This window comes from Komagataeibacter xylinus NBRC 15237 (assembly GCF_001571345.1).
GTDB classification, from domain to species: Bacteria; Pseudomonadota; Alphaproteobacteria; order Acetobacterales; family Acetobacteraceae; genus Komagataeibacter; species Komagataeibacter xylinus.
Window position 1 is genome coordinate 1 of sequence record NZ_BCTP01000007.1, and the last position, 20,283, is coordinate 20,283.

The window sequence follows — 20,283 nt, forward strand, 5'->3', positions numbered from 1 at the left end:
CCCCCGTTTTTGCTAAATCCACCCTCGGATACTGTCTGTCCCGAGCGGTGATGCACTGTCTCAGTGAAACATTCGTTCCACAAAAAGCAAATCCTGGATGCCGATCGGATCTGAATCGCTGGACAGGTTCCATAACCCAAGCCCGTCTCACCCCAGAACTTTATTATGTTGTGAAAGAGGGGAAAATCCTCTATCCGCTATGGCTCGCAAAACACGACCTACCCTCTTGATAGTGTCTGTAGTGGCCGAACTGCCCATGATGTGATTTACTTGGATCTTATTGATTATGCCAGTCTCTTCTGCTTCTACATCGGACGATACACATGACGGGAATGGCACCCGTTCAGGGCCTGAATTCAGCATCATCATTCCGTGTTACAATGAACGTGGCAATGTGGAGCCGCTGTTCCGTGCCGTCGAAAAGGCGATAACGCGCTACAGGTGGGAACTCATCTTCGTGGATGACAATTCCCCTGACGGCACCATAGATGAGGTCTGGCGGCTGGCGCAGGCTGACTGTCGGGTGCGGGGGCTGTTGCGCGTCGGGCGCCGGGGGCTTTCATCCGCCGTGATCGAAGGCATTCTGTCCTCCTCGGCGCCTGTCGTGGCCGTGATGGATGGCGATATGCAGCATGATGAAAGCCTGCTGCAGAAAATGGCCGATGCCATCATGCGTGATAACTATGATGTGGCGATTGGCAGCCGTCATGTTGAAGGCGGCGATAACGCGGGCCTGGCCAATGCATGGCGCCTGTTCCTGTCCAATGCGGGCATTCACATCGCGCAGTACCTGTTGCCGGTTAAGGTAAACGACCCGATGAGCGGCTTTTTTGCCGTGCGGCGGGAGATGTTTGTCCAGTCTGTCAGCAGGCTGTCCGGCAAGGGCTTCAAGATCCTGCTCGACATGCTGATGGTGCAGGAAACCAAGCCCAGGGTAACTGAACTGCCATTTGTCTTCCGCTCCCGCCATGAGGGAGACAGCAAGATGGACAGCAAGGTGCTGCTGCAGTTTGCGCAGATGATCTTTTGCAATCTGCGCAACAGAACAAAAGCGGCTGGCGCAGCGAAAAAGTCCACGTAAGCACGCAGCCGGGTTCAGTTTATTGAACCGGGTGCGGGCTTGTATTTCACAGCCTCACCAACTGTGGGCAAGCCCCTGAGGGCAGTATTCCTGCCGGGGCCATAAGCCCCCGCATGCAGGCAGGCGCATTTTACGTGCGCGAAAAAGCGCCGTTAAGGAACCCTTTGCTTTCTTTCCCTACCCTTGGCCGGGTTGAGGGACAGAACATGCAATGCAAAGGGGTGCCGTGGCCCATCCAGACCAAGCAGGCGGCCCTGCCGGGCAGACACCGCCACGGCGCGCGCCGGAACTGATCCGCCTGCAGGCGGTGCTGCGTGCGGCGCGCTTTCATGGCATCGACCTTGATGTGCGTGACTTTGCCGGTGAGCCGGATGATCCCGCCCCCTCCATTCCCGCTCTGGCGCGCTGGGTGGAGGAAAACGGCGGCACCGCAAGGGGCATGCGCCTGCAATGGCGCGAGCTTGTGCGCCTGCACGACGTGCCGCCGGTCGTGCTCATGTTTGCCGATGGCTCGGCGGGGCTCATGGTGGGTGCTGATGAAGCCGCCGGCGTGGTCTGGCTGGCCGATCCCTTCGCCAGCCCCGAGGCGCCTCCGGTCGCGATCGATGCCCTGCGGCTTGAAGCGGTCTGGACGGGCGACGTGCTGCTGGTGCGTGGCCAGCACGATAGCACGCGCCCCGAGCCGCCGGTTGATTTCGCATGGCTGCGCCGCCTGGTGCTGGGCGAGCGCAGGCTGCTGCGCGATGTGGTGCTGTCCTCCGTCGTGATCAGCGTGCTGGCCATCTTCCCGCCGCTCATCGTCATGCAGGTGATCGACCGGGTGGTGAACTTCCATTCCATGGCCACCCTTGTCTCGCTCACCGGGCTGGTCGTGGTCATGGCGGTGTATGAAATCCTGCTCACCCATGCGCGGCGCGAGATCACGCTGGTGCTGACCACGCGGCTTGATACGCGTATCTCGCTGGCTGTGTTCGACCGGCTGCTGGCCCTGCCGCTGGAGTTTTTCGAGCGCGAGCAGGCGGGCAACATCATCGATCGCATCAGCGCCATCTACAAGGTGCGGCAGTTCATGACCGGCAAGCTGCTGGGCACTTTCCTTGACCTGTTCACCCTGCTGGTGGTGCTGCCTTTCCTGTTCTGGCTCAGCGCCACGCTGGCGTGGATGACCGTTGTGGGTGCTGCGCTGATTGGGGTCATCATCCTGCTGGCCATGCCCACCGTGGGGCGGCTGATCAACCGGCAGATCCGCGCCGAGATGGCCCGCAGCGCCGCATTGTATGAAACGGTGGCCGGCATCCGCACCGTCAAGACGCTGGCGCTGGAGCCGGTGCGCCGCGCGGTGTGGGATGAAAAAACGGCCGATGTCGTCACCGCCTCGCTTGATGCCGGGCGCATGGGCAACTGGGTGGGCACGGCGGTCATGCCGCTCGACCTGTTCATCAATCGCGGCATCATTCTCATCGGGGCGTATATGGCCATTACCTCCACGACCTCGGGCATGGAGGCGGGCGCGCTCATGGCGTTCATGATGCTGGGCGGCCGCGTGGCCGCGCCGCTGGTGAGCATGGCCCGGCTGATCGATGACCTCAACGAGGTGCGCGCCGCTCTGGCCGAGACCGGCTCCGTGCTCAACCGCCCGACCGAGACCCGCGCGCTCACCACCGGCCTGCGTCCGCCGCTGCACGGGGCGCTGTCATTTGCCAATGTGTGCTTTACCTATCCCGGTGCTTCAGCCCCCGCGCTGGATGACATCACCTTCAGCGTGCCCGCGGGCACCATGCTGGGGCTGGTGGGGCGCAGCGGCTCGGGCAAGTCCACCATCACGCGGCTGCTGCAGGGGGTGAGCCGCAATTATACCGGCCATCTGCGGCTTGATGGCATCGACCTGCGCGAGATCAACCTGACCTATCTGCGCCGCTCCTGTGGCGTGGTGTTGCAGGACAACTTCCTGTTTCGCGGCACCATCCGCGACAACATCATCGCGGGCCGGCCGGGCCTGACGCTGGAGGACGTGGTGCGCGCCGCCCGCCTTGCGGGGGCGGAGGAGTTCATCGAGCGCATGCCTGCGGGCTTCGATACCTGGATCGAGGAGGGCTCGACCAACATTTCCGGCGGCCAGCGCCAGCGCCTCGCCATCGCGCGCGCCGTGATTTCCGACCCGAAACTCATGATCCTCGATGAAGCCACCTCCGCCCTTGACCCCGAGAGCGAGGCGGTGGTCAACGCCAACCTGCGCCACCTTGCGCGCGGGCGCACCATGGTAATCGTGTCGCACCGGCTGGCCTCGCTGGTGGAATGTCACCAGATCTGCGTGCTCGACCACGGGCAGGTGGTCGATATCGGCACGCATGCCGAACTGCTGGGGCGCTGCGCCATCTACCGCACGCTGTGGATGCAGCAGAACCGCCTGCCCGAAACCGGCGGCCCGCCGCTTGCCACCATGCAGGGTGATGCGGCATGAGCGGGCAGGCGCTCATCCCCCCGCCCGATACGCAGGGCGGCCCCGCGGAAGGGGCGATCCTGTCCGTGCTGCCACCGCCCACGGCGGACGTGCCAACCGACCTGCCGCCCGCGCTGCTCTCCTTTTACTCGCCGAGTGCGGCCCTGGTCGGCCTGCCGCCATCGGACGCGGCGCGTTACGTGGTCTGGCTGATTGCGGCCCTTGCAGGGGCAGGGCTGCTGGTCATGACCTTCCTGCCGCTCGACCGGGTTGTGAGTGTCAATGGCAGGCTCACCCCGTTTGACGAGACGATGGTCATCCAGCCCCTCGAGACCGCGATCATCCGCTCGATCGACGTGCATGAGGGCGACACCGTGCGCAAGGGGCAGGTACTGGCCCGCCTCGATCCCACCATGACCGATGCGGATGTTACCAACCTGAGCCGTCAGGTCATGGCCTATCGCGCCGAGGTGGCCCGCCGCACCGCCGAGGCCGCGGGCCAGCCCTACAGGGCGGATGTGAATGACCCCGCGTCCGTGCAGGAAGCGGCGGCCTTTTTGCGGCGCGAGGCCGAATATACTGCCCAGATGGCCAATTACGACCGTCAGGTCGCGGGGCTGAAAAGCGAGTTGCAGGGTTATGAGGCCAGTGCCGCGATGTATGCCGCCCGCGCTCGTGTAGCGCGTGACGTGCAGGACATGCGCATGCGCCTGCAGCACGAGCAGGTGGGCAGCAGGCTTTCCACGCTGGCGGCGCAGGATAGCCTGATGGAGGTGGTGCGCTCGCAGGTTTCCGCCCGGCACGAGGCGGACAGCACCCGCGCCCGCCTTGATGGCATGACGGCGCAGCGCGATGGCTATGCCAGCAACTGGCACGCCACCGTGTATCAGGATCTGGCCCTGGCGCAGCACCGCCTGGCCGATGCCGAGGGCAGCTACAGCAAGGCCATGCTGCACCACGACCTTGTCATCATGCGCGCCGACCGCGATGCGGTGGTGCTGAGCATCGCCCATCTCTCCGCAGGCTCGGTCATTCAGGCCGCCAGCCCGCTCATGACACTGGTGCCCGCCGCCGCCCGGCTCGATGTCGAGGCCACGCTGCGCGGGGTGGATGCGGGCTATGCGCGCGCGGGCGATCACGCGCTGCTCAAATTCTCGGCCTTTCCCTACACGCAATATGGCGGGGGTGATGCCACGGTGCGTGTTATCAGCCCTGACGCGTTTACCGATGCATCAGGCCAGGCAGGCGGCAGTACTGCGCAGACGGGCGGGGAAGATGGCGACCCGATGAACGCTTTCTACCGCGTGCGCCTGTCCATCGACCGTTACACCCTGCATGGCGTGCCACCTTTCTTCCATCCGCAGCCGGGCATGCCGGTCGAGGCCGATATCCATATCGGGCGGCGCACCATGATGCAGTACCTGCTCAACCGCCTGCTGCCTGCCGTGACCGACGGCATGCGCGAACCCTGAGCGGGGCGTAGGATGTACAAACTGCTTTCGCGCTGGCGGGAGGGGTTCTCCGCGCAGGGGCGGCTGCAGCGCGCCATGGGCTGGCTGGAGCATGAAGGCCGTGCCCCGCAGGGTTTTGCCCTGCTGGGCAGGCTGGCGCAGGAGGGCATGGTGGCCGCGCAGTACCAGGTGGCCCGCGCCTATCTGGAAGGCTGGGGCGCACCCCGCAGCCCTGCCGAGGGCGTGCGCTGGATGCACCGCGCCGCAACCGCCAATCATGCCGAAGCCTGTTTTGCCATGGCGCTCATGCTGCTGGTTGATCCGCCCGATGGCAAAGGGGCCGACGGCCTGCTGCCAGCAAGCCTGCCCGCGGGCATAGAACTCTGGCCCGACCCTGTTGCCGCCACCGGCTGGGCGCAGCGTGCGGCCAGCCTCGGCCTGCCCGATGCGCAGGCGCTGTATGGCTATCTGCTGGCCTGCGGGCCTGACAGCGTGCGCGACCCGGAGGCAGCGCGACAATGGTGCGCGCGCGCGGCACAGGCAGGGTGCCCACAGGGTGATCTGGGGCTGGCGGTGGCGCATCTTGCGGCGGAAGTGCCGGGAACTGACCCCGATGCGGTGGCCGCCCTGAACCGGGCGGCGCAAGGCGGCCTGCCCACCGCGCAGTACATGCTGGGCCTTTTGCATGAGCGCGGCTGGGGCACGGCGCGTGACACGGGTCAGGCCGCGTTGTGGTACGGGCGGGCGGCGGAACAGGGCGTGCGCCCCGCGCAGGCCCGCTATGGTGCGTTGCTGCTGCATGACCGGGCGGATGGTCCGCGCAATTTGCTGATGGCCGAGACATGGCTGCGCCGCGCGGCCCTTGGCGGCGACCGCGAGGCCGCCGCCCTGCTGGGCGACCTGCATGCACGCGGCGAGGCGGCCATTCCCGCCGATCATGAAGCGGTGGCGTGGTACCGCATGGCGGCAGGACACGGTCATGCGCTGGCCTGCCGCATGCTGGCCGTGCTGTATCAGCAGGGGCGCGGCGTGGCGGCTGATCCTGACCTGGCCCGCGCGTGGCTGGAACGCGCGGCGGAACTTGGTGATGTCACCGCCATGAGCGACCTCGCCGCAACCCTGCTGGCAGGCAGGGCGGAACAGGCCGCCACCCCGCCCGCACGGGTTGATTTTGAACCGGCGGCACAGGCGGGTGACCCGGTCGCCATGTTCAACCTTGCGGTCAGCCTGCATGAGGGCGTGGGCCGACCCGTGGACCGCGTGGCGGCCGCCATGTGGATGGAACGCGCCGCCCGCGCGGGCGTGGTCAATGCCGCTTACTGGCATGGCCGCATGCTGCTCGAAGGTGATGGCGTGGCGACTGACTCGGCGCAGGCGCGGCAGTGGCTGGAGCAGGCGGCCACGTTGGGCCTGCCCGAGGCCTGTCTTGCCGCGGCCCAACTCCGGCTGGAAGGGCAGGGCGGCCCGCGCGACCATGCGGGGGCGCTGGCCCTGTATCACAAGGCCGCCGCCGCTGGCCGGGCAGAGGCCATGTTCTCGCTGGGCGCGCTCTATGGTGGTGGCCACGACATCCCGCCCGACCGGGCGCAGGCCTTGCGCTGGTTCCTTCAGGCGGCTGAAGCAGGCCACGCGCTGGCGCAGATGATGGCAGGGCGCTACCTGGCACGCGGGCTGGCCGGGCGCGTGGACGTGTCACAGGCCCGTCACTGGCTGGAACACGCACTTGCGCAGGGGCTTGAGGCCGCGCGGGCCGATTACGCGCAACTGGCGGGCGGATGAACGGCCAACCGCCCCATGCCATGCCGGAGAAAGAGGTTACCGCCGCCATGCGGCAGGCATGGCGGCTGGCAGCAGCGGGCCAGCATGCGCAGGCCGTGGCGTGGATGGCGCGCGCCGCCCGCATGGCCGCGGGCGATGGGGCGGTCCGTTTCGCGCAGGCGGCGGTGCTGCTGGGTGCCGGGCAGGCACATGAGGCGGCGCGGGCGGTTGAACGGCTCATGGCCGGGCAGGAATTCCGCGCGGGGCTGAAACTGCTGGTGCTGGCGTTGTGCAATGGCGGCGCATGGCGCCGGGCCGAGGCGGCGCTCGAGCGCTTTTTTACCCGTTATGGTTTCGACCCCGACCTGTGCCGCGCGGCAACGCTCATGTGCCAGCGCACGGGGCAACCCGGCTGGTGCGCGCCTGACCCTGATGGCGTGCTGCACTGGGGTGGCCTGCCCGCGCGCGCCCGGCCTGAAATCCTGCTCGATGGCCAGCTTTGTCCAACGCAGCCGGGCGACAGTTTGCGGCTGCCCCCGCACTGGCGGCATGGGGGCGAGATCGTGGTGCGCCATGCGGGCGCCGTGCTGCTTGGCGGTCGCCCCGACCGCGCGGCCTTGTGCGCAACACTCGGCGCCATGTGGCCCGATGACCACGGGCTTGCAGGCTGGGCCTTCATGCCCGCCCGGCCCGATTGCCACCCCGTGCTGCACCTGATCGATGCCAAGGGCAGGCGGCCCCTCACGCTCACGCGTGGCAAGGTGGGCCGACAGGACAGCGCGGCAGGCCCCGGCCTGCCGGTCTGGACGTTTCATGTGCCGTGGCGGGCCATGGCGACAGGTGGCAGCGTGCGGGTCGCGTGGCCTGACGGGCGGGATCTGACCGGCTCGCCGCTACCCATCGGGCTTCCTGCCGCCTGGCCCGTCTTTCCCGCCATGCGTGGCCGTGGCGTGGCGCCGGTGCGCGTGCCGCCCCACGCCGCGCGATGCCGGATCGTCATTCCCGTCTATGCCGACCGCGCGGGCACGCTGGCCTGTATCGACAGCGTGCTGGCCAGCCTTGTGGCCCCGACGCAGGCCACGACCGAGATCATGGTGGTGGATGACGCCACGCCGGACCCTGACCTTGCCCGCGCGCTTGACGTGCTGGCAGGGCAGGGGCGTATCGTGCTGCGCCGCCATGCCCGTAACCGGGGCTATCCGGCTGCGGTGTGCACCGCACTGGCGGATGCGCAGGGCCGTGACGTGGTGCTGCTCAACAGCGATACGCTGGTGGCACCCGGCTGGCTGGAGGAAATGCGGCTTGTCGCCTATGCCCGCGCCGATACGGGCACCGTCTCGCCGCTTTCCAATGATGCGACCATCCTCACATGGCCGGACCCTGCACGTCCCGCCCCGCTGACCGGCGGCCCTGCGGCGGTGCGGCGGCTGATGGACGCGGCAAGGCGGGCCAATGGCGGGCAGGATGTCGAGATTCCTACCGCGCACGGGTTCTGCATGTTCATCCGCCACGACTGCCTGCGCCAGACCGGCGGCTTCCGCCCCGACCTGTTTGGCCGGGGGTATGGGGAGGAAAATGATTTCTGCATGCGCGCGCGCCTGGGCGGCTGGCGGCACCGGGCGGCGGTGGGCGCGTTTGTGGGGCATGCGGGGGGCGTGTCGTTTGCCAGCGCGCGGGCTGACCTGCTGCGGCGCAATACCTGGATTCTGAACCGGCTGTTTCCCGGTTATGACGCGCTGGTGGCGGCCCATATCGCAGCCGATCCGCTACGGGCGGCGCGGCACAGGCTGTCGGTTCTGGTGTGGTGCCGTGGCGTGGTGGCGGCAGGGCTGGAGGCGGCGGTGCTGCTGGTCAGCCACGGCGAAGGCGGCGGTGTGGCGCGCGTGGTGCGGGCGCGGGCGCGGCATGGGCTGGCGGCGGGGCGGTTGCCGGTCGTGCTCGACCCCACGCCCGAGGGGTTCGTGCTGCGCGATGGCAGGCCCGATGCCGACTGGCCGGAGCTGCATTTTGCCTGGCCCGCGCAGGAAGCAGCCCTTGTAACCCTGCTGCGCGCGCTGGGTGTTGCGCGGGTCGAGATCCATCATCAACTCGGCCACGACGGGCGCGCGCGGGCTTTGTGCCGCGTGCTGGCGCTGCCCTATGCGTATTACGTGCATGACTATGCCGGGCTGTGCCCGCGCGTCACATTGGTGGGGCCTGCGGGGCGGTATTGCGGCGAGCCGGATGCGGCAGGCTGCGCGGCCTGCGTGAGCGTGCTCGGCTCCGTAGTGGGCGAGCGGGATGTGACGCGCCTGCGCCGTGACACGGCCCGTGACCTTGCCGGTGCGCGGCGGGTGGTCGTGCCCTCGGCGGAGGTTGCGCTGCGGCTGGGCCGGTATTTTCCTCATGTCACGCCCCATGTGCATGCATTGGAGGATGATTGCCCCGCGCAGTCCCTGCCGCAATTTGCCGCCCGCGACACCACGCCTGCCGCCACCTTCCTGCCGCCCCGTAACGGGCGCTGCCGGGTGGTGATCGTGGGCGGAATCGGGCTGGAAAAAGGCCATGCCATCGTGCTTGCGGCGGCACGCGATGCGCGCGCGCGTGACCTGCCGCTGGAATTCGTGGTGGTGGGCCACACGGCGGATGATGCCGCCCTGCTGGAAACGGGCCGCGTGTTCGTGACCGGTCATTATGATGAAGCGGATGGCCCGGCGCTGGTGCGCGGCTGCGCGGGCGATGTGGGCTTCATGCCTGCGCTGTGGCCCGAGACATGGTGCTTCACGCTCACGCTGCTGTGGCGGGCGGGGTTGCGGGCCGTGGCGTTTGATATCGGCACCATCGCGCAGCGCATCCGCGTCACGGGGCGGGGCACGTGCGTGCCGCTGGGGCTGCCCGTTCACCAATTGAATACGTTTTTGCTGTCTTATTGCACGGATCGGGCATGACGTTGCACGCCCGGCCTGTTCCTGACCCGTTGCAAGAGGCCCGCCTTGACCCATTCCGCCCCTGTCCGTGCGCCCGTGCCGTCCCCTTTCCGGGTAGGGCGGCCATGATGCAGACTGCAAGCGAACCCGCCTCCGTGGCAAAGCCCGATACCGTGCAGGCCACCGCACGGCTCATGCAGCTTGAAGCGGGTCTGTACTGCCTGTTTCATGCGGCCCTGTCCGCCCCCATGCACTTCGGGAAGTTGACGGGCATGCGCGTCAGCGCGCCGCCGGGCATGGATGGGGTGCGCGTCAGCACGTTTGATGCGCAGGGCTGGATCGGGGCGAGCACGGGGCAGCGTTGGTGGCGGTGCCCGCAGGTGGCGGTGCGGTGCTGGTCACCACCTATCGCGAGCCTGATGCGACCGGTGAACTGCCCGCCCTGCAGATTGTCCGCCTTGGCAGCCCGGCTGCGGCCCGGCCTGCCGCCGAACCGGCACGGGTGGCGCAGGCTGCACCGGCTCCGGTGGCGGGTGGCATGATTGCCCATATCCAGCGCCGTGGTGATGTGCGGGCAGAGCTTGGGGCATGGATGGGAAAGAGCGGGAGCGGCCACTGGCTGGAAGGATTCGCCATCCAGCCCGCCCCCGGCGTGGCCCCGGCCGATCTCGAATATCAGGCCATACTGGGGCAGGACTGGTTCTCGCCCTGGGTGAGCGGGGGCGCGTATTGTGGCAGCAGGGGCATGGCGCTGCCCCTGCTTGGCCTGCGCGTGCGGCTGAAGGGGGCGGCGGCCGAAGCCTGCGAATGCCAGGTGGAGGCCAGCTTTACCGATGGCAGCCGCATCGGCCCGGTAGCGGATGCGCCGGTCATGGCCGCAACACAGGCTCCGCTCGAGGCTTTTCGCGTGGTGGTGCGGCCCCGTATTCCGGTTCAACCGCCTGCCTTGGTGGGGGGCGATGCCAGCACGGAAGATCAGGTGCTCGCTGCGCTGGCCCCGCCCGTAGCCCCCGCGCCGCCTGTGGGGCGGGTGAGGCGGGGCAGGCGCGTGCCACCGCAGCACCGGCGGGAACCATCCGGCGTGGTAGAGGCCGGGCAGGACGATGCCCCGCCTGAAAAAACGAAGCGCAAGGCGCAGGCCAGCCCGGACCAGCCCGTGCCGTGGTGGCACCGCAAGCCCGGCGGCGCTGCCCCGCCCGCCAAGTCGGGCCGCCGTGGTGGGCAACGCCCCACAGGCCCGGCGTGCTGAGCGGTTCATGACCACAGGCGGCAGGCGCGGAGGGCAGGCATGAAATATCTGTTCGTGCACCAGAATTTTCCGGCCCAGTTCCTGCACCTGCTGCGCGACCTGCGGGGGCAGGGCGGCAACGAGATCATTTTCATCAGCGAATCAGGAACGTCGCACATGGCGGGCGTGCGCCGGGTATCCTACCGCCTGCCGCCTGCGCCCGAACTGGCGGCGCCGGGGCCGGTGGCGGAACTTGCCCGCGCCATGCAGCGCGCGGCGGCGGTAGCAAGGGCGGCCCGCACCCTGCGGGATCTGGGCTATGTGCCCGACATCATCATCGGCCACCATGGCTGGGGCGAGATGCTGGACCTGCCCGATGTGTATCCCGGCGTGCCGCTGCTGGGCTATTATGAGTTTTTCTATCATCCCACCGGGCTGGATGTAGGATTTGACCCTGAATTCGCGCCTGCATCCGACGTGGCACCCCTCATTCGCGCTCGCAATACGCTCAACCTGCTCGCCCTTGCCCTGCCGGGGTGGGGGCATACGCCCACGCGTTTCCAGCATGCGACCTATCCCGACTGGGCGCGCCCGCGCCTGACCCTGCTGCCCGAAGGGGTGGACCTGCAAAAATGCGCCCCGGACCCGCAGGCCCGCCTGCGCCCCTTCACGCTGGGCCATGTGGTGGTGCAGCCCGGCGAGAAACTGGTCACCTATGTTGCGCGTGACCTTGAGCCGTATCGCGGGTTTCATGTGTTCATGCGCGCGCTGCCGCATATTTTGCGCGCGCGGCCTGATGCGCGGGTGGTGCTGGTGGGTGGCGATGGGGTCAGCTATGGCGGCCCCGCGCCGGGTGGGCAGACATGGCGGCAGCACATGCTGGCCGAACTTGGCAGCGTGCTGGACATGCGGCGCGTGCATTTTGCCGGAAGGGTGGATTATGACGATTTCCGCCGCCTGCTGCAGCGATCGGACGTGCATGTCTACCTGACATACCCGTTTGTTGCGTCATGGTCCCTGCGTGAGGCCATGGCCTGCGGCTGCGCGATCGTGGGTAGCCAGACCGCGCCGGTCGAGGAATTCCTGCACGATGGCCGCACCGCGCGGCTTGTGCCCTTCCTCGCGCCATGGCGCATTGCGCAGGGCGTGGTGGAACTGCTGGAGGATGAGGGGCTGGCGGCGCGACTGCGGGCCAATGTCCGTGCCCACGCCGTAAAAACGCTGGCCATGGAGGACTATATGGCGGGCTACCATCAACTGATCGGGGAACTGACCCAAGGTGGCAGCAGGCTCATCAACGCGGCCTGACAAGGGAGATAAAAGTTTTTGGGTGCCGCCTTTTTTCAAAAAGGCGGCGTTTTTTCAAAGCTTTTTGAAAAAAGCTTCACCAAAAACCTTTATCCGGTAGCGTCTTACTTGCCAGCGACGGCCTTGACGGATTCAAGGATCACTTCGCCCGCGACCTTCTTGTCGGCCCAGCCTGCAACCTTGACCCACTTGCCCTTTTCCAGGTCCTTGTAGCGGGTGAAGAAGTGCTCGATCTCCTTGAGCACGATCTCGGGCAGGTCCTCGAGCTTTTCCACGTTGGAATAGTACGGGTGCACCTTGTCGTGCGGCACGCAGATGATCTTTTCGTCCTGGCCGCTCTCGTCTTCCATGCGCAGCACGCCGATGGGGCGCGCGCGCACCACAACGCCGGGCACCACGGCGGCGGGCATCAGCACCAGCGCATCGGTCGGGTCGCCATCGGCGGCCAGCGTGTTGGGAATGAAGCCATAGGCGGCCGGATAGACCATGGGCGTGAACAGGATGCGGTCCACCACCAGCGCGCCGCTATCCTTGTCGATCTCGTACTTGACGCCTGAACCCTGCGGAATTTCGATCACGACGTTGATGTCGTTGGGTACGTCCTTGCCGGGGGAAATCTTCGATACGTCCATTGCTGTTCAGGCCTCCTGCTGCCTGTATGTGCCGTTAAGGGCCGCGCCAGAGTGTCGCGGCATGAATTAACGGGGGATGACGGTATATCTCCCCGCGTTTCCTGTGCAAGTCATGTTCCGTGGCAGGGCGGTCTACCATGAGCCAGATCATGAACGTGTTTTTTTTATGGCGATATCGCCTGTATCACCGAAAAAATTACGCACAAAAAGCCACGTTGATCTTGCCAAAACCCGCGACATGCGCGAGATCAGGGGCTGCCTGCGCGCCCGTAGCTCAATTGGTTAGAGCGGGCCGCTCATAACGGCTTGGTTGCGGGTTCAAGTCCTGCCGGGCGCAGGCTTTTCAGCATGCGGCGCGGCGGGCATGCCCCGGTGTAGCCCACGCCGCGCGGTGACTTGACCATTTTCTCATCAGTTTATCAGGAGCCGACCGTCATGGCCGCCACGCAATATGTCTATGTGATGAAGGACCTGACCAAGGCGTATCCGGGTGGGCGTGAGGTCTTCAAGGGCATTACCCTGTCCTTCCTGCCCGGCGTCAAGATTGGCGTGCTTGGCGTCAACGGCGCCGGTAAATCGACGCTGCTCAAGATCATGGCTGGCGTGGAAAAGGAATTCGGCGGCGAGGCCTGGGCCGCCGAGGGCGCGCGCGTGGGCTACCTTGAGCAGGAACCCAAGCTCGACGAGAGCCTGACGGTGGGCGAGAACGTGGCGCTGGGCTTTGGCCCGCTGAAAAAGGCCGTGGACCGCTTCAACGAGATCTCGATGAAGTTCGCCGAACCCATGTCGGATGACGAGATGAACACCCTGCTGGCCGAACAGGCCGAACTGCAGGAAGTGATCGACGCGGGCGATGGCTGGGAACTGGACCGCAAGCTCGAGATCGCGCTCGAGGCCCTGCGCTGCCCGCCCGCTGACAGCCCCGTTGAAAAGCTCTCCGGTGGTGAGCGCCGCCGCGTGGCCCTGTGCCGCCTGCTGCTTGAAAAGCCCGACCTGCTGCTGCTCGATGAGCCGACCAACCACCTTGATGCGGAAAGCGTGTCCTGGCTGGAAAAGACGCTGCGTGACTATGAAGGCACCGTGATGGTCATTACCCATGACCGTTACTTCCTCGATAACGTCACCAACTGGATTTTGGAACTCGAGCGTGGCCGTGGCTATCCGTTCGAGGGCAACTACTCCTCCTGGCTGACCCAGAAGCGCAAGCGCCTGGCGCAGGAGGAAAAGGAAGAGAGCGCACGCCAGCGCGCCCTTGCCGCCGAGCAGGAATGGATCGGCTCCTCGCCCAAGGCCCGTCAGGCCAAGAGCAAGTCGCGTATCGCGCGCTATGAGGAAATGCTGGCCCAGAATAACGAGAAGGCGAATGGCGTGGCCGACATCGTCATTCCGCCCGGCCCCCGCCTTGGCAGCACCGTGATCGAGGCCGAGGACCTGCGCAAGGGCTTTGGCAACCACCTGCTGATCGATGACCTGAACTTCAAGCTGCCGCCGGGCGGCATCGTGGGCGTGATCGGGCCGAACGGCGCGGGCAAGTCCACCCTGTTCAAGATGATCATGGGGCAGGAAACGCCCGATAGCGGCAAGCTGATCATTGGTGACACGGTCAAGCTCGGTTACGTGGACCAGTCGCGCTTCAGCCTTGATGATGACAAGACCGTATGGGAGGAAATCTCCGGCGGGACCGACGTGATCTACCTTGGCAAGCGCGCCGTGCCGTCGCGCGCCTATGTCGGCGCCTTCAACTTCAAGGGTGCTGACCAGCAGAAGAAGGTGGGCGTGCTCTCGGGTGGTGAGCGCAACCGCGTGCATCTGGCCAAGATGCTGCGGCAGGAAAGCAACGTGATCCTGCTTGATGAGCCGACCAACGACCTTGATGTCGATACGCTGCGCGCGCTGGAGGAGGCCCTGGCCGAATTCGCGGGCTGTGCTGTCATCATCAGCCATGATCGCTGGTTCCTTGACCGTCTGGCCACCCACATCCTGGCCTTTGAGGGTGATAGCCACGTTGAGTGGTTCGAAGGCAACTTCCAGGCCTATGAGGAAGACAAGCGCCGCCGCCTTGGCCCGGACGCGACCGAGCCGAGCCGCATCAAGTACCGCCCCATCGCGCGCTGATTCCATTTGCCATCGGCTTCATTATCTGCCTTCAATAAAGGCCGGGTTTTACGCACCGGCCCTGGAGGAGGCAGTAATGGGATGTCGATATCGCATACAGACAGGCCACCTGCAGCTTGATCCGGTCTCATGGACCGACCTTGAGGATGTGGTGCGGCTCAAGGCCAGCGCTGGCGTGACCGGGCGGCTCGCGGGCGGCGTGTGCAACCGCGTGCTGAGCGAGCAGGACATGCTGACCGATCTCATGACCTGGGGCCGCGAGGGCGTGGGCATGTTTACCGTGCGCCAGCAGGGGCGGTTCATCGGGCTGGCAGGCGTGCAGCCTTCCACTACCGTGCCTGACTGCCATGAATTGCAGTTCACCATGGTCGCCGATGCGCGTGATACGGCGCTATCGCGTGAGGCAACAACCACGGCTCTGGCCTTTGCGCATGATGCAGGGGTGAGCCGGGTCATTGCCTATGTGCGCGCGCACGACATTGTGGCCCGGCAGGTTTTTGGCGGGGCGGGCATGAGCGTGTGCCCGGACCGGCCAGAACGATGTGGGCCGGATATTCTGCTCTATCATAGCCTGCGGGGCGCGCCTGCATGGGCCAGCCTGCATTAAAGATTTTTTGAAAACAACTCATTGATAAAAAATGGTAAAAGTTTTCGGGTGTCGTCTTTTTTCAAAAAGATGGCGTTCCCTGAAGCTTTTTGAAAAAAGCTTCACCAAAAACTTTCTTATGATTCTGGATGTTTTCCGGGCTGAGTTTTCAGGCAGTCTCTCAATACGTGGCTGGTTGCGTACGGAAGAAATCGTTTCTTATTCGCATTATTTCTGTAAACTCCCTGCCGTGGTTCTCCGGGGAGATTGACGGGTGAAAATACTTTCTGCGGCGCTGGCCTGCCTGTTGTGTTCCGTGGCGGTGTCCGCCCACGCGGCCGAGCCGGTGCTGGTCATTCATGGTGGGGCGGGCGTGATCCGCAAGGACATGACGCCCGCGCGTGAAAAAGCGGTGACGGCCGCCCTCAAGCGCGCCTTACGCACCGGTTACAAAAAACTGAAAACCGGCGGCCCTGCGGTCGAGGCGGTTGAAGCCGCCGTGCAGGTGCTTGAGGATGACCCGGAATTCAACGCAGGCAAGGGGGCTGTTTTCACGCATGATGGCCATAACGAGATGGATGCCGCGATCATGGATGGCGCAACCTTGCAGGCCGGGGCCATTGCGGGGGTGACGCATGTGCGTAACCCCATAACGCTGGCGGCGGCCGTAATGGCGCATTCACCCCATGTGTTCCTGATTGGCGATGGTGCGGAAGCTTTTGCCAGAACGCAGGGCGTGGCGCTGGTTGACCCCGCCTATTTCCGCACCGACCGGCGCTGGGCGCAATTGCAGGAGGCGCTGGAGAAAGACCGGCAGAAGCAGGAGAAAGAAGCGGACACCCATCATGGCACGGTGGGCGCCGTGGCCCTTGACCGTAACGGGCATCTGGCGGCAGCGACCTCCACAGGGGGGCTGACGGACAAGATGTGGGGCCGCGTGGGGGATTCGCCGCTGATCGGGGCAGGCACATACGCCAATGCGGGCTGCGCCATGTCAGGCACGGGGTGGGGCGAATATTACATTCGCACGGTCGCCGCCCACGAAATCTGCATGCGGGTGACGATGATGCACCAGCCTCTGGCGCAGGCAGCGGATGACGTGATCAACCACGAGATTCCGGCGCTCGGCGGTGATGGCGGCGCGATCCTGCTCGATGCCAAGGGCAATATTGCCATGCCTTTCAACACCGATGGCATGTACCGGGGCTGGATCACGCATGATGGCGTGGCCCATGTTGCCATTCTCAAGGGGACATGAACCCTTGGGCTGGCAGCGTGCATGGCTCACCTGATTATGGGGCAGGATACCATTTCACATAAGATGGTGTGTTGAGGGATGATGTTTCATTGCTGTTATTTTGATGAATTGACAGGATGGGGCAGGACGCACTCGCGCCCTTTGTCCTGGCATATGGCCCGGAACCGCCAGGTTTCCATATCGGGATTGGCTTCCCTCAATGCATCGTAATCGTAAAGCTCCCTGGAATTGTATTCTGTGGTCGATATGTTTTTCTTTATGAAATAGTTTATGTAGTTTTCACTTGCAGTCGGATGCATGGCCTTGGAGAGGACAAACATATCAAAAGCAGAAATGATAATAAAAAAAGTAATTATCAATTTATTTGACATATTACTGTGCCTTTCTGCTCAAAAAAGGTAATGTGAGTCATTGAACCACATATATGCAGCAATGATACCAAGAATAGAAATTACTAAAATGGCATAGTTTTTTATTTTTGTGCTTGTATTATCAAAAAGGCGGCAGAAAATCATGACGAATAAAGGATTGCCCATGATGAATCTGTGCAGGGACAGCACGCCGGAACTGAGGGCGAACAGGAATGTAACGGTCAGGATCGATGTTTCCAGATACATCCGCTTTTTGAAGCCGTAATACAGGAAAAACATGCTGATGAAGGTTGCGATCACCCCGTTGATCCGGCGGCCATGGGTAATGGCGTCAATGATCCATTTGCCAGGAAATCCGAACGCGCGCCCCCAACTGCTCTGCATATGGGAGAAGGCCAGCGCATCACCCGTCAGATAATAAAGATAGAGCATGTAAACGGACAGGCCCAGGCTGGCAGCCATAATGGGAAAACCGCCGTTTAAAAAGCCATTCAGGCTGCGTGTCCTGATGGCCTCGATCATGAGGTAGGCGCTGCATGTGCCAACCAGCAGGATGCCTGTGGGGCGTGTCAGGGTTTCGAGGAAGGAGCAGATGAAAAGGGGTACGTATTTTTTATCGCGTGTAAAATAAGCAATACACACCATCAATGCACCGTAGATGCATTCAGTATATTGTATCTTGTACCATAGGGAAAATGGGGACAGGCACAGCACTAATATGAACAGGACATATTTCTGGGTATCGATGAATTTCCTGTAATACAGTGCGGATATGGCGACGAGGAAGAAAAAGAGGGTCTGGTTCAGTAGCAGCGCCGCAGCTTCGGCACTCAGGCCGGTCAGGTACCTTATACCTGCGGCCAGACCGGGGAAAAGCGGGAAAAACGGCCATGCCGCAAAGCCCATATGGCGAAGCGACAGATAGGTGTCGGACTGGTAGCCGTGCAGGATGATATCTCTGTACCACAGGCAGTCCCATTTGCAGGTGCTGTATGTAAGGCCGCCAAAGGGTATGGTTTCGAGATCAAAAATAACAAGGGATAAAGCGGAAATAACAAACGAGAAAAAGAGAATTTTATTCGATTTCAGAATAGTTTTCATTTTATGTTCTCTTTTTCTTGGTCATTATCCGAAATCTTACAATTTTACGTAGCGCTCAATTATGTATAATGGGCATTCCGTTTTTTATCGAAGAAGCAACCAAGATATTCCTCAATAATGCCTGTTGCCACGAGATGCATGCCGCCGGGCATGGACCGTATCCACATCATGGCAGGCGTCGATGCGTTGGATCATGAGGTCAGGCACCGCCTGCGGGCTGGAATTGATGATGACCGCCACATTGATGCCCGGTGCGTGGCCCGGCTGATACTGGCCGTGTCATCGGGCGCGCTGTCATTGACACAGGCAATTTCCCCCACCCTGCCGGTCCGCTGCATGAGATGGGAAAGACGCAATTTTTCCCTTCCATTGTAACGCGGTAGTGAGGATTGTTGTGATGTCATGAAACGCGAGACGATATGGACATGAGGTTAATGACGCAGAGGTGCGATTTGAGCATATTTTGTGTGTTATCGCAAAAAACATCAGTGCGGAGCTTCCGTGCAGCGGACGCAGACAGCTTTCCCCACTGCGCCATGAGCTTTTAGCTGCCACAAAGCGCCAAGGTGACCATCAGCATTAAAAAAGCCGGTATGAAACCGGCTTTTTTATGTTTCCTGCCTGCCCCGCCACCGGCGGGGAAGGATTTCAGTGATGGTTGGCGATCTGCTTGTCGAGCGCGCGCAGCAGGGCGTCCACATTGCCGCCATTGCGCGCGATGAAGGAGCCGTAATCCTGCCGCTGGGTCAGGCGCAGGCTTGCGCCTTCGCCCACCACGTCCACTACCTTGGGGCTGCCGCTGGTGGCGTTGATGATCCACTGCGTATCGGCCCCCGGCTGGCCGGGGCGGTTGATGACGGTGGAAACAGCCGTGTCATCGCCCGAGGGCGCGCTTGAGCCCACCACGAAGGTCACGCCGCGATAGTCGCCGATCTTGTCGGTAATGGCGTTGACCAGCACCTGATGGAACAGCTTGATGTAGCGGGTCTGCTGGTCGGGCGTGGCCGTGCGCCAGTAGCGGCCAAGGCAGTAGCGGCCGATGGCATCAACATCCACATACTGTTCGAGCAGGGGCAGGATGTCCTGCTTCTTCTTTTCCAGCGAGATGTCGCTGTTGACCACGCCAACGAGCTTGCTGCCAAACATGGTGACGAAGGAACGGGCCTGCGCGCCGGCATCAACCGCCCATGCTGAAGCAACAGGCATGGTGGCGAGTGCTGCCAGCAGGGCCAGTGCGTGGCGACGGGGGATGAATCTCTGCATCGCTGTGTCCCTTTTTTTGGTTATTTCGTGTGGTACCAGTCAGGCACGGTGGCCCGATGGTCGTTCTTTATGGCTTCGGCCATCGCCTTGCGCTGCTGCTGGTAGGCGCTGCGGATGGTGGCGTAAGGGTCGAGCGAATCCTTCATCACCTGGTCAAGCGCATCGACATTGGTGGCCATGCCGTTGATGGTGCCCATGATGTTGTAGGCCCAGTTGAAGGTCAGCAGCCCGTAGCCGCGCGGCACGTAGTTCCATGGCGAGAGACCCACGTCGATACCGTAGCCGATGCCATCACGGAAAGAGGACGGGCCGAGCGCCGGCAGGAACAGGTACGGCCCCGAGGGCACGCCCCATGTGGCCAGGGTCAGGCCGGCATCGTTGTCATGATGCTTGTAGCCTGCATAGTTCGCCACATCGATCAGCCCGCCAATGCCGACAGTCATGTTGATGCACCAGCGCACGAAGGCGTCACCCGCGCGGCGGGGCTTGCCTGCGCCCACGTCGTTGAAGAACACCACCGGCTCGTTCATGGTCTGGTACAGGCCGCCAAACGCATTGCGCAGCGGGCGCGGCACGGCCCAGATATAGGCCTTGGCCACCGGGCGCAGGGTGTATTTGTTGGCCCACATGGTCAGGCCGAAGGCCTTGCGGTTGAGCTTTTCGTAGCGGTCGTTGGCTTCCTTGTATTCAGCCAGGGCGTCCGGGTCGGTGGGCGGCGGGGCCGCGCATGAGGCAAGCCCCAGCAGGCCCAGCATCACCCCCACGACGCGCAGCGCCGGACGACG

General features: G+C 63.8%; 15 protein-coding genes and 1 tRNA gene. 12 read left to right on the forward strand and 4 right to left on the reverse strand.

Annotated elements, in window-relative coordinates; translation table 11 throughout:
• From GXY01S_RS18735 to GXY01S_RS04375, 8 genes are all read left to right on the forward strand, one after another.
• Positions 1–230 (forward strand): hypothetical protein (locus GXY01S_RS18735; RefSeq protein ID WP_218003156.1); only part of this gene is annotated, 230 nt, incomplete at its 5' end.
• 56 nt (positions 231–286) lie between these two features.
• Positions 287–1,081 (forward strand): polyprenol monophosphomannose synthase, encoded by a 795-nt coding sequence (locus GXY01S_RS04345; RefSeq protein ID WP_061272272.1) that lies wholly within the window; start codon positions 287–289, stop codon positions 1,079–1,081.
• 226 nt (positions 1,082–1,307) lie between these two features.
• Positions 1,308–3,542: a peptidase domain-containing ABC transporter gene (locus tag GXY01S_RS04350; protein ID WP_255210355.1), complete on the forward strand. Its 2,235-nt coding sequence runs from the start codon at positions 1,308–1,310 to the stop codon at positions 3,540–3,542.
• Complete coding sequence (locus GXY01S_RS04355; RefSeq protein WP_061272279.1) at positions 3,539–4,993, forward strand: HlyD family type I secretion periplasmic adaptor subunit; 1,455 nt, start codon at positions 3,539–3,541, stop codon at positions 4,991–4,993. The genes GXY01S_RS04350 and GXY01S_RS04355 overlap by 4 nt, the downstream gene beginning before the upstream one ends.
• A 12-nt stretch (positions 4,994–5,005) precedes the next feature.
• Complete coding sequence (locus GXY01S_RS04360; protein WP_061272281.1) at positions 5,006–6,751, forward strand: tetratricopeptide repeat protein; 1,746 nt, start codon at positions 5,006–5,008, stop codon at positions 6,749–6,751.
• Positions 6,748–9,657 carry a glycosyltransferase gene (locus GXY01S_RS04365; RefSeq protein WP_061272283.1) on the forward strand — a complete coding sequence of 970 codons (2,910 nt, stop codon included), beginning with the start codon at positions 6,748–6,750 and terminating at the stop codon, positions 9,655–9,657. The genes GXY01S_RS04360 and GXY01S_RS04365 overlap by 4 nt, the downstream gene beginning before the upstream one ends.
• A 343-nt stretch (positions 9,658–10,000) precedes the next feature.
• Positions 10,001–10,885, forward strand: a complete 885-nt coding sequence (locus GXY01S_RS04370; RefSeq protein WP_255210356.1) for a hypothetical protein — start codon at positions 10,001–10,003, stop codon at positions 10,883–10,885.
• A gap of 39 nt (positions 10,886–10,924) precedes the next feature.
• Positions 10,925–12,172: a glycosyltransferase family 4 protein gene (locus tag GXY01S_RS04375; RefSeq protein WP_061272285.1), complete on the forward strand. Its 1,248-nt coding sequence runs from the start codon at positions 10,925–10,927 to the stop codon at positions 12,170–12,172.
• A 104-nt stretch (positions 12,173–12,276) separates the two neighbouring features.
• Here the strand turns inward: GXY01S_RS04375 and ppa are convergent, their stop codons facing one another.
• Positions 12,277–12,804 carry an inorganic diphosphatase gene (gene ppa, locus GXY01S_RS04380; RefSeq protein ID WP_061272287.1) on the reverse strand — a complete coding sequence of 176 codons (528 nt, stop codon included), beginning with the start codon at positions 12,802–12,804 and terminating at the stop codon, positions 12,277–12,279.
• Between the two features lie 263 nt (positions 12,805–13,067).
• Between ppa and GXY01S_RS04385 the strand changes: the two genes are divergently transcribed.
• The 4 genes from GXY01S_RS04385 to GXY01S_RS04400 all read left to right on the forward strand — a co-directional run bounded on the left by GXY01S_RS04385 (position 13,068) and on the right by GXY01S_RS04400 (position 16,763).
• A tRNA-Ile gene (locus GXY01S_RS04385) sits at positions 13,068–13,141 on the forward strand.
• A gap of 98 nt (positions 13,142–13,239) precedes the next feature.
• On the forward strand, positions 13,240–14,919 hold the full coding sequence (ettA, locus tag GXY01S_RS04390; protein WP_061272289.1) for an energy-dependent translational throttle protein EttA: 1,680 nt from the start codon (positions 13,240–13,242) through the stop codon (positions 14,917–14,919).
• Positions 14,920–14,995: 76 nt separating this feature from the next.
• Positions 14,996–15,526, forward strand: coding sequence for a GNAT family N-acetyltransferase (locus tag GXY01S_RS04395; RefSeq protein ID WP_061272291.1), 531 nt, complete (start codon positions 14,996–14,998; stop codon positions 15,524–15,526).
• Positions 15,527–15,779: 253 nt separating this feature from the next.
• Positions 15,780–16,763 carry an isoaspartyl peptidase/L-asparaginase family protein gene (locus tag GXY01S_RS04400; RefSeq protein ID WP_110570413.1) on the forward strand — a complete coding sequence of 328 codons (984 nt, stop codon included), beginning with the start codon at positions 15,780–15,782 and terminating at the stop codon, positions 16,761–16,763.
• A gap of 389 nt (positions 16,764–17,152) precedes the next feature.
• On the opposite strand, the gene GXY01S_RS04410 is transcribed toward GXY01S_RS04400, so the two are convergent.
• The 3 genes from GXY01S_RS04410 to GXY01S_RS04425 all read right to left on the reverse strand — a co-directional run bounded on the left by GXY01S_RS04410 (position 17,153) and on the right by GXY01S_RS04425 (position 20,253).
• Positions 17,153–18,235 (reverse strand): hypothetical protein, encoded by a 1,083-nt coding sequence (locus GXY01S_RS04410; protein ID WP_061272295.1) that lies wholly within the window; start codon positions 18,233–18,235, stop codon positions 17,153–17,155.
• Between the two features lie 648 nt (positions 18,236–18,883).
• Entirely contained in the window at positions 18,884–19,498 is a 615-nt protein-coding gene (locus tag GXY01S_RS04420; protein ID WP_061272299.1) for an MlaC/ttg2D family ABC transporter substrate-binding protein, read from the reverse strand.
• Between the two features lie 20 nt (positions 19,499–19,518).
• The gene (locus tag GXY01S_RS04425) at positions 19,519–20,253 is read right to left on the reverse strand and encodes an MlaA family lipoprotein (protein WP_242501404.1); all 735 of its coding nucleotides are present in this window, start codon (positions 20,251–20,253) and stop codon (positions 19,519–19,521) included.
• Positions 20,254–20,283 lie beyond the last annotated feature (30 nt).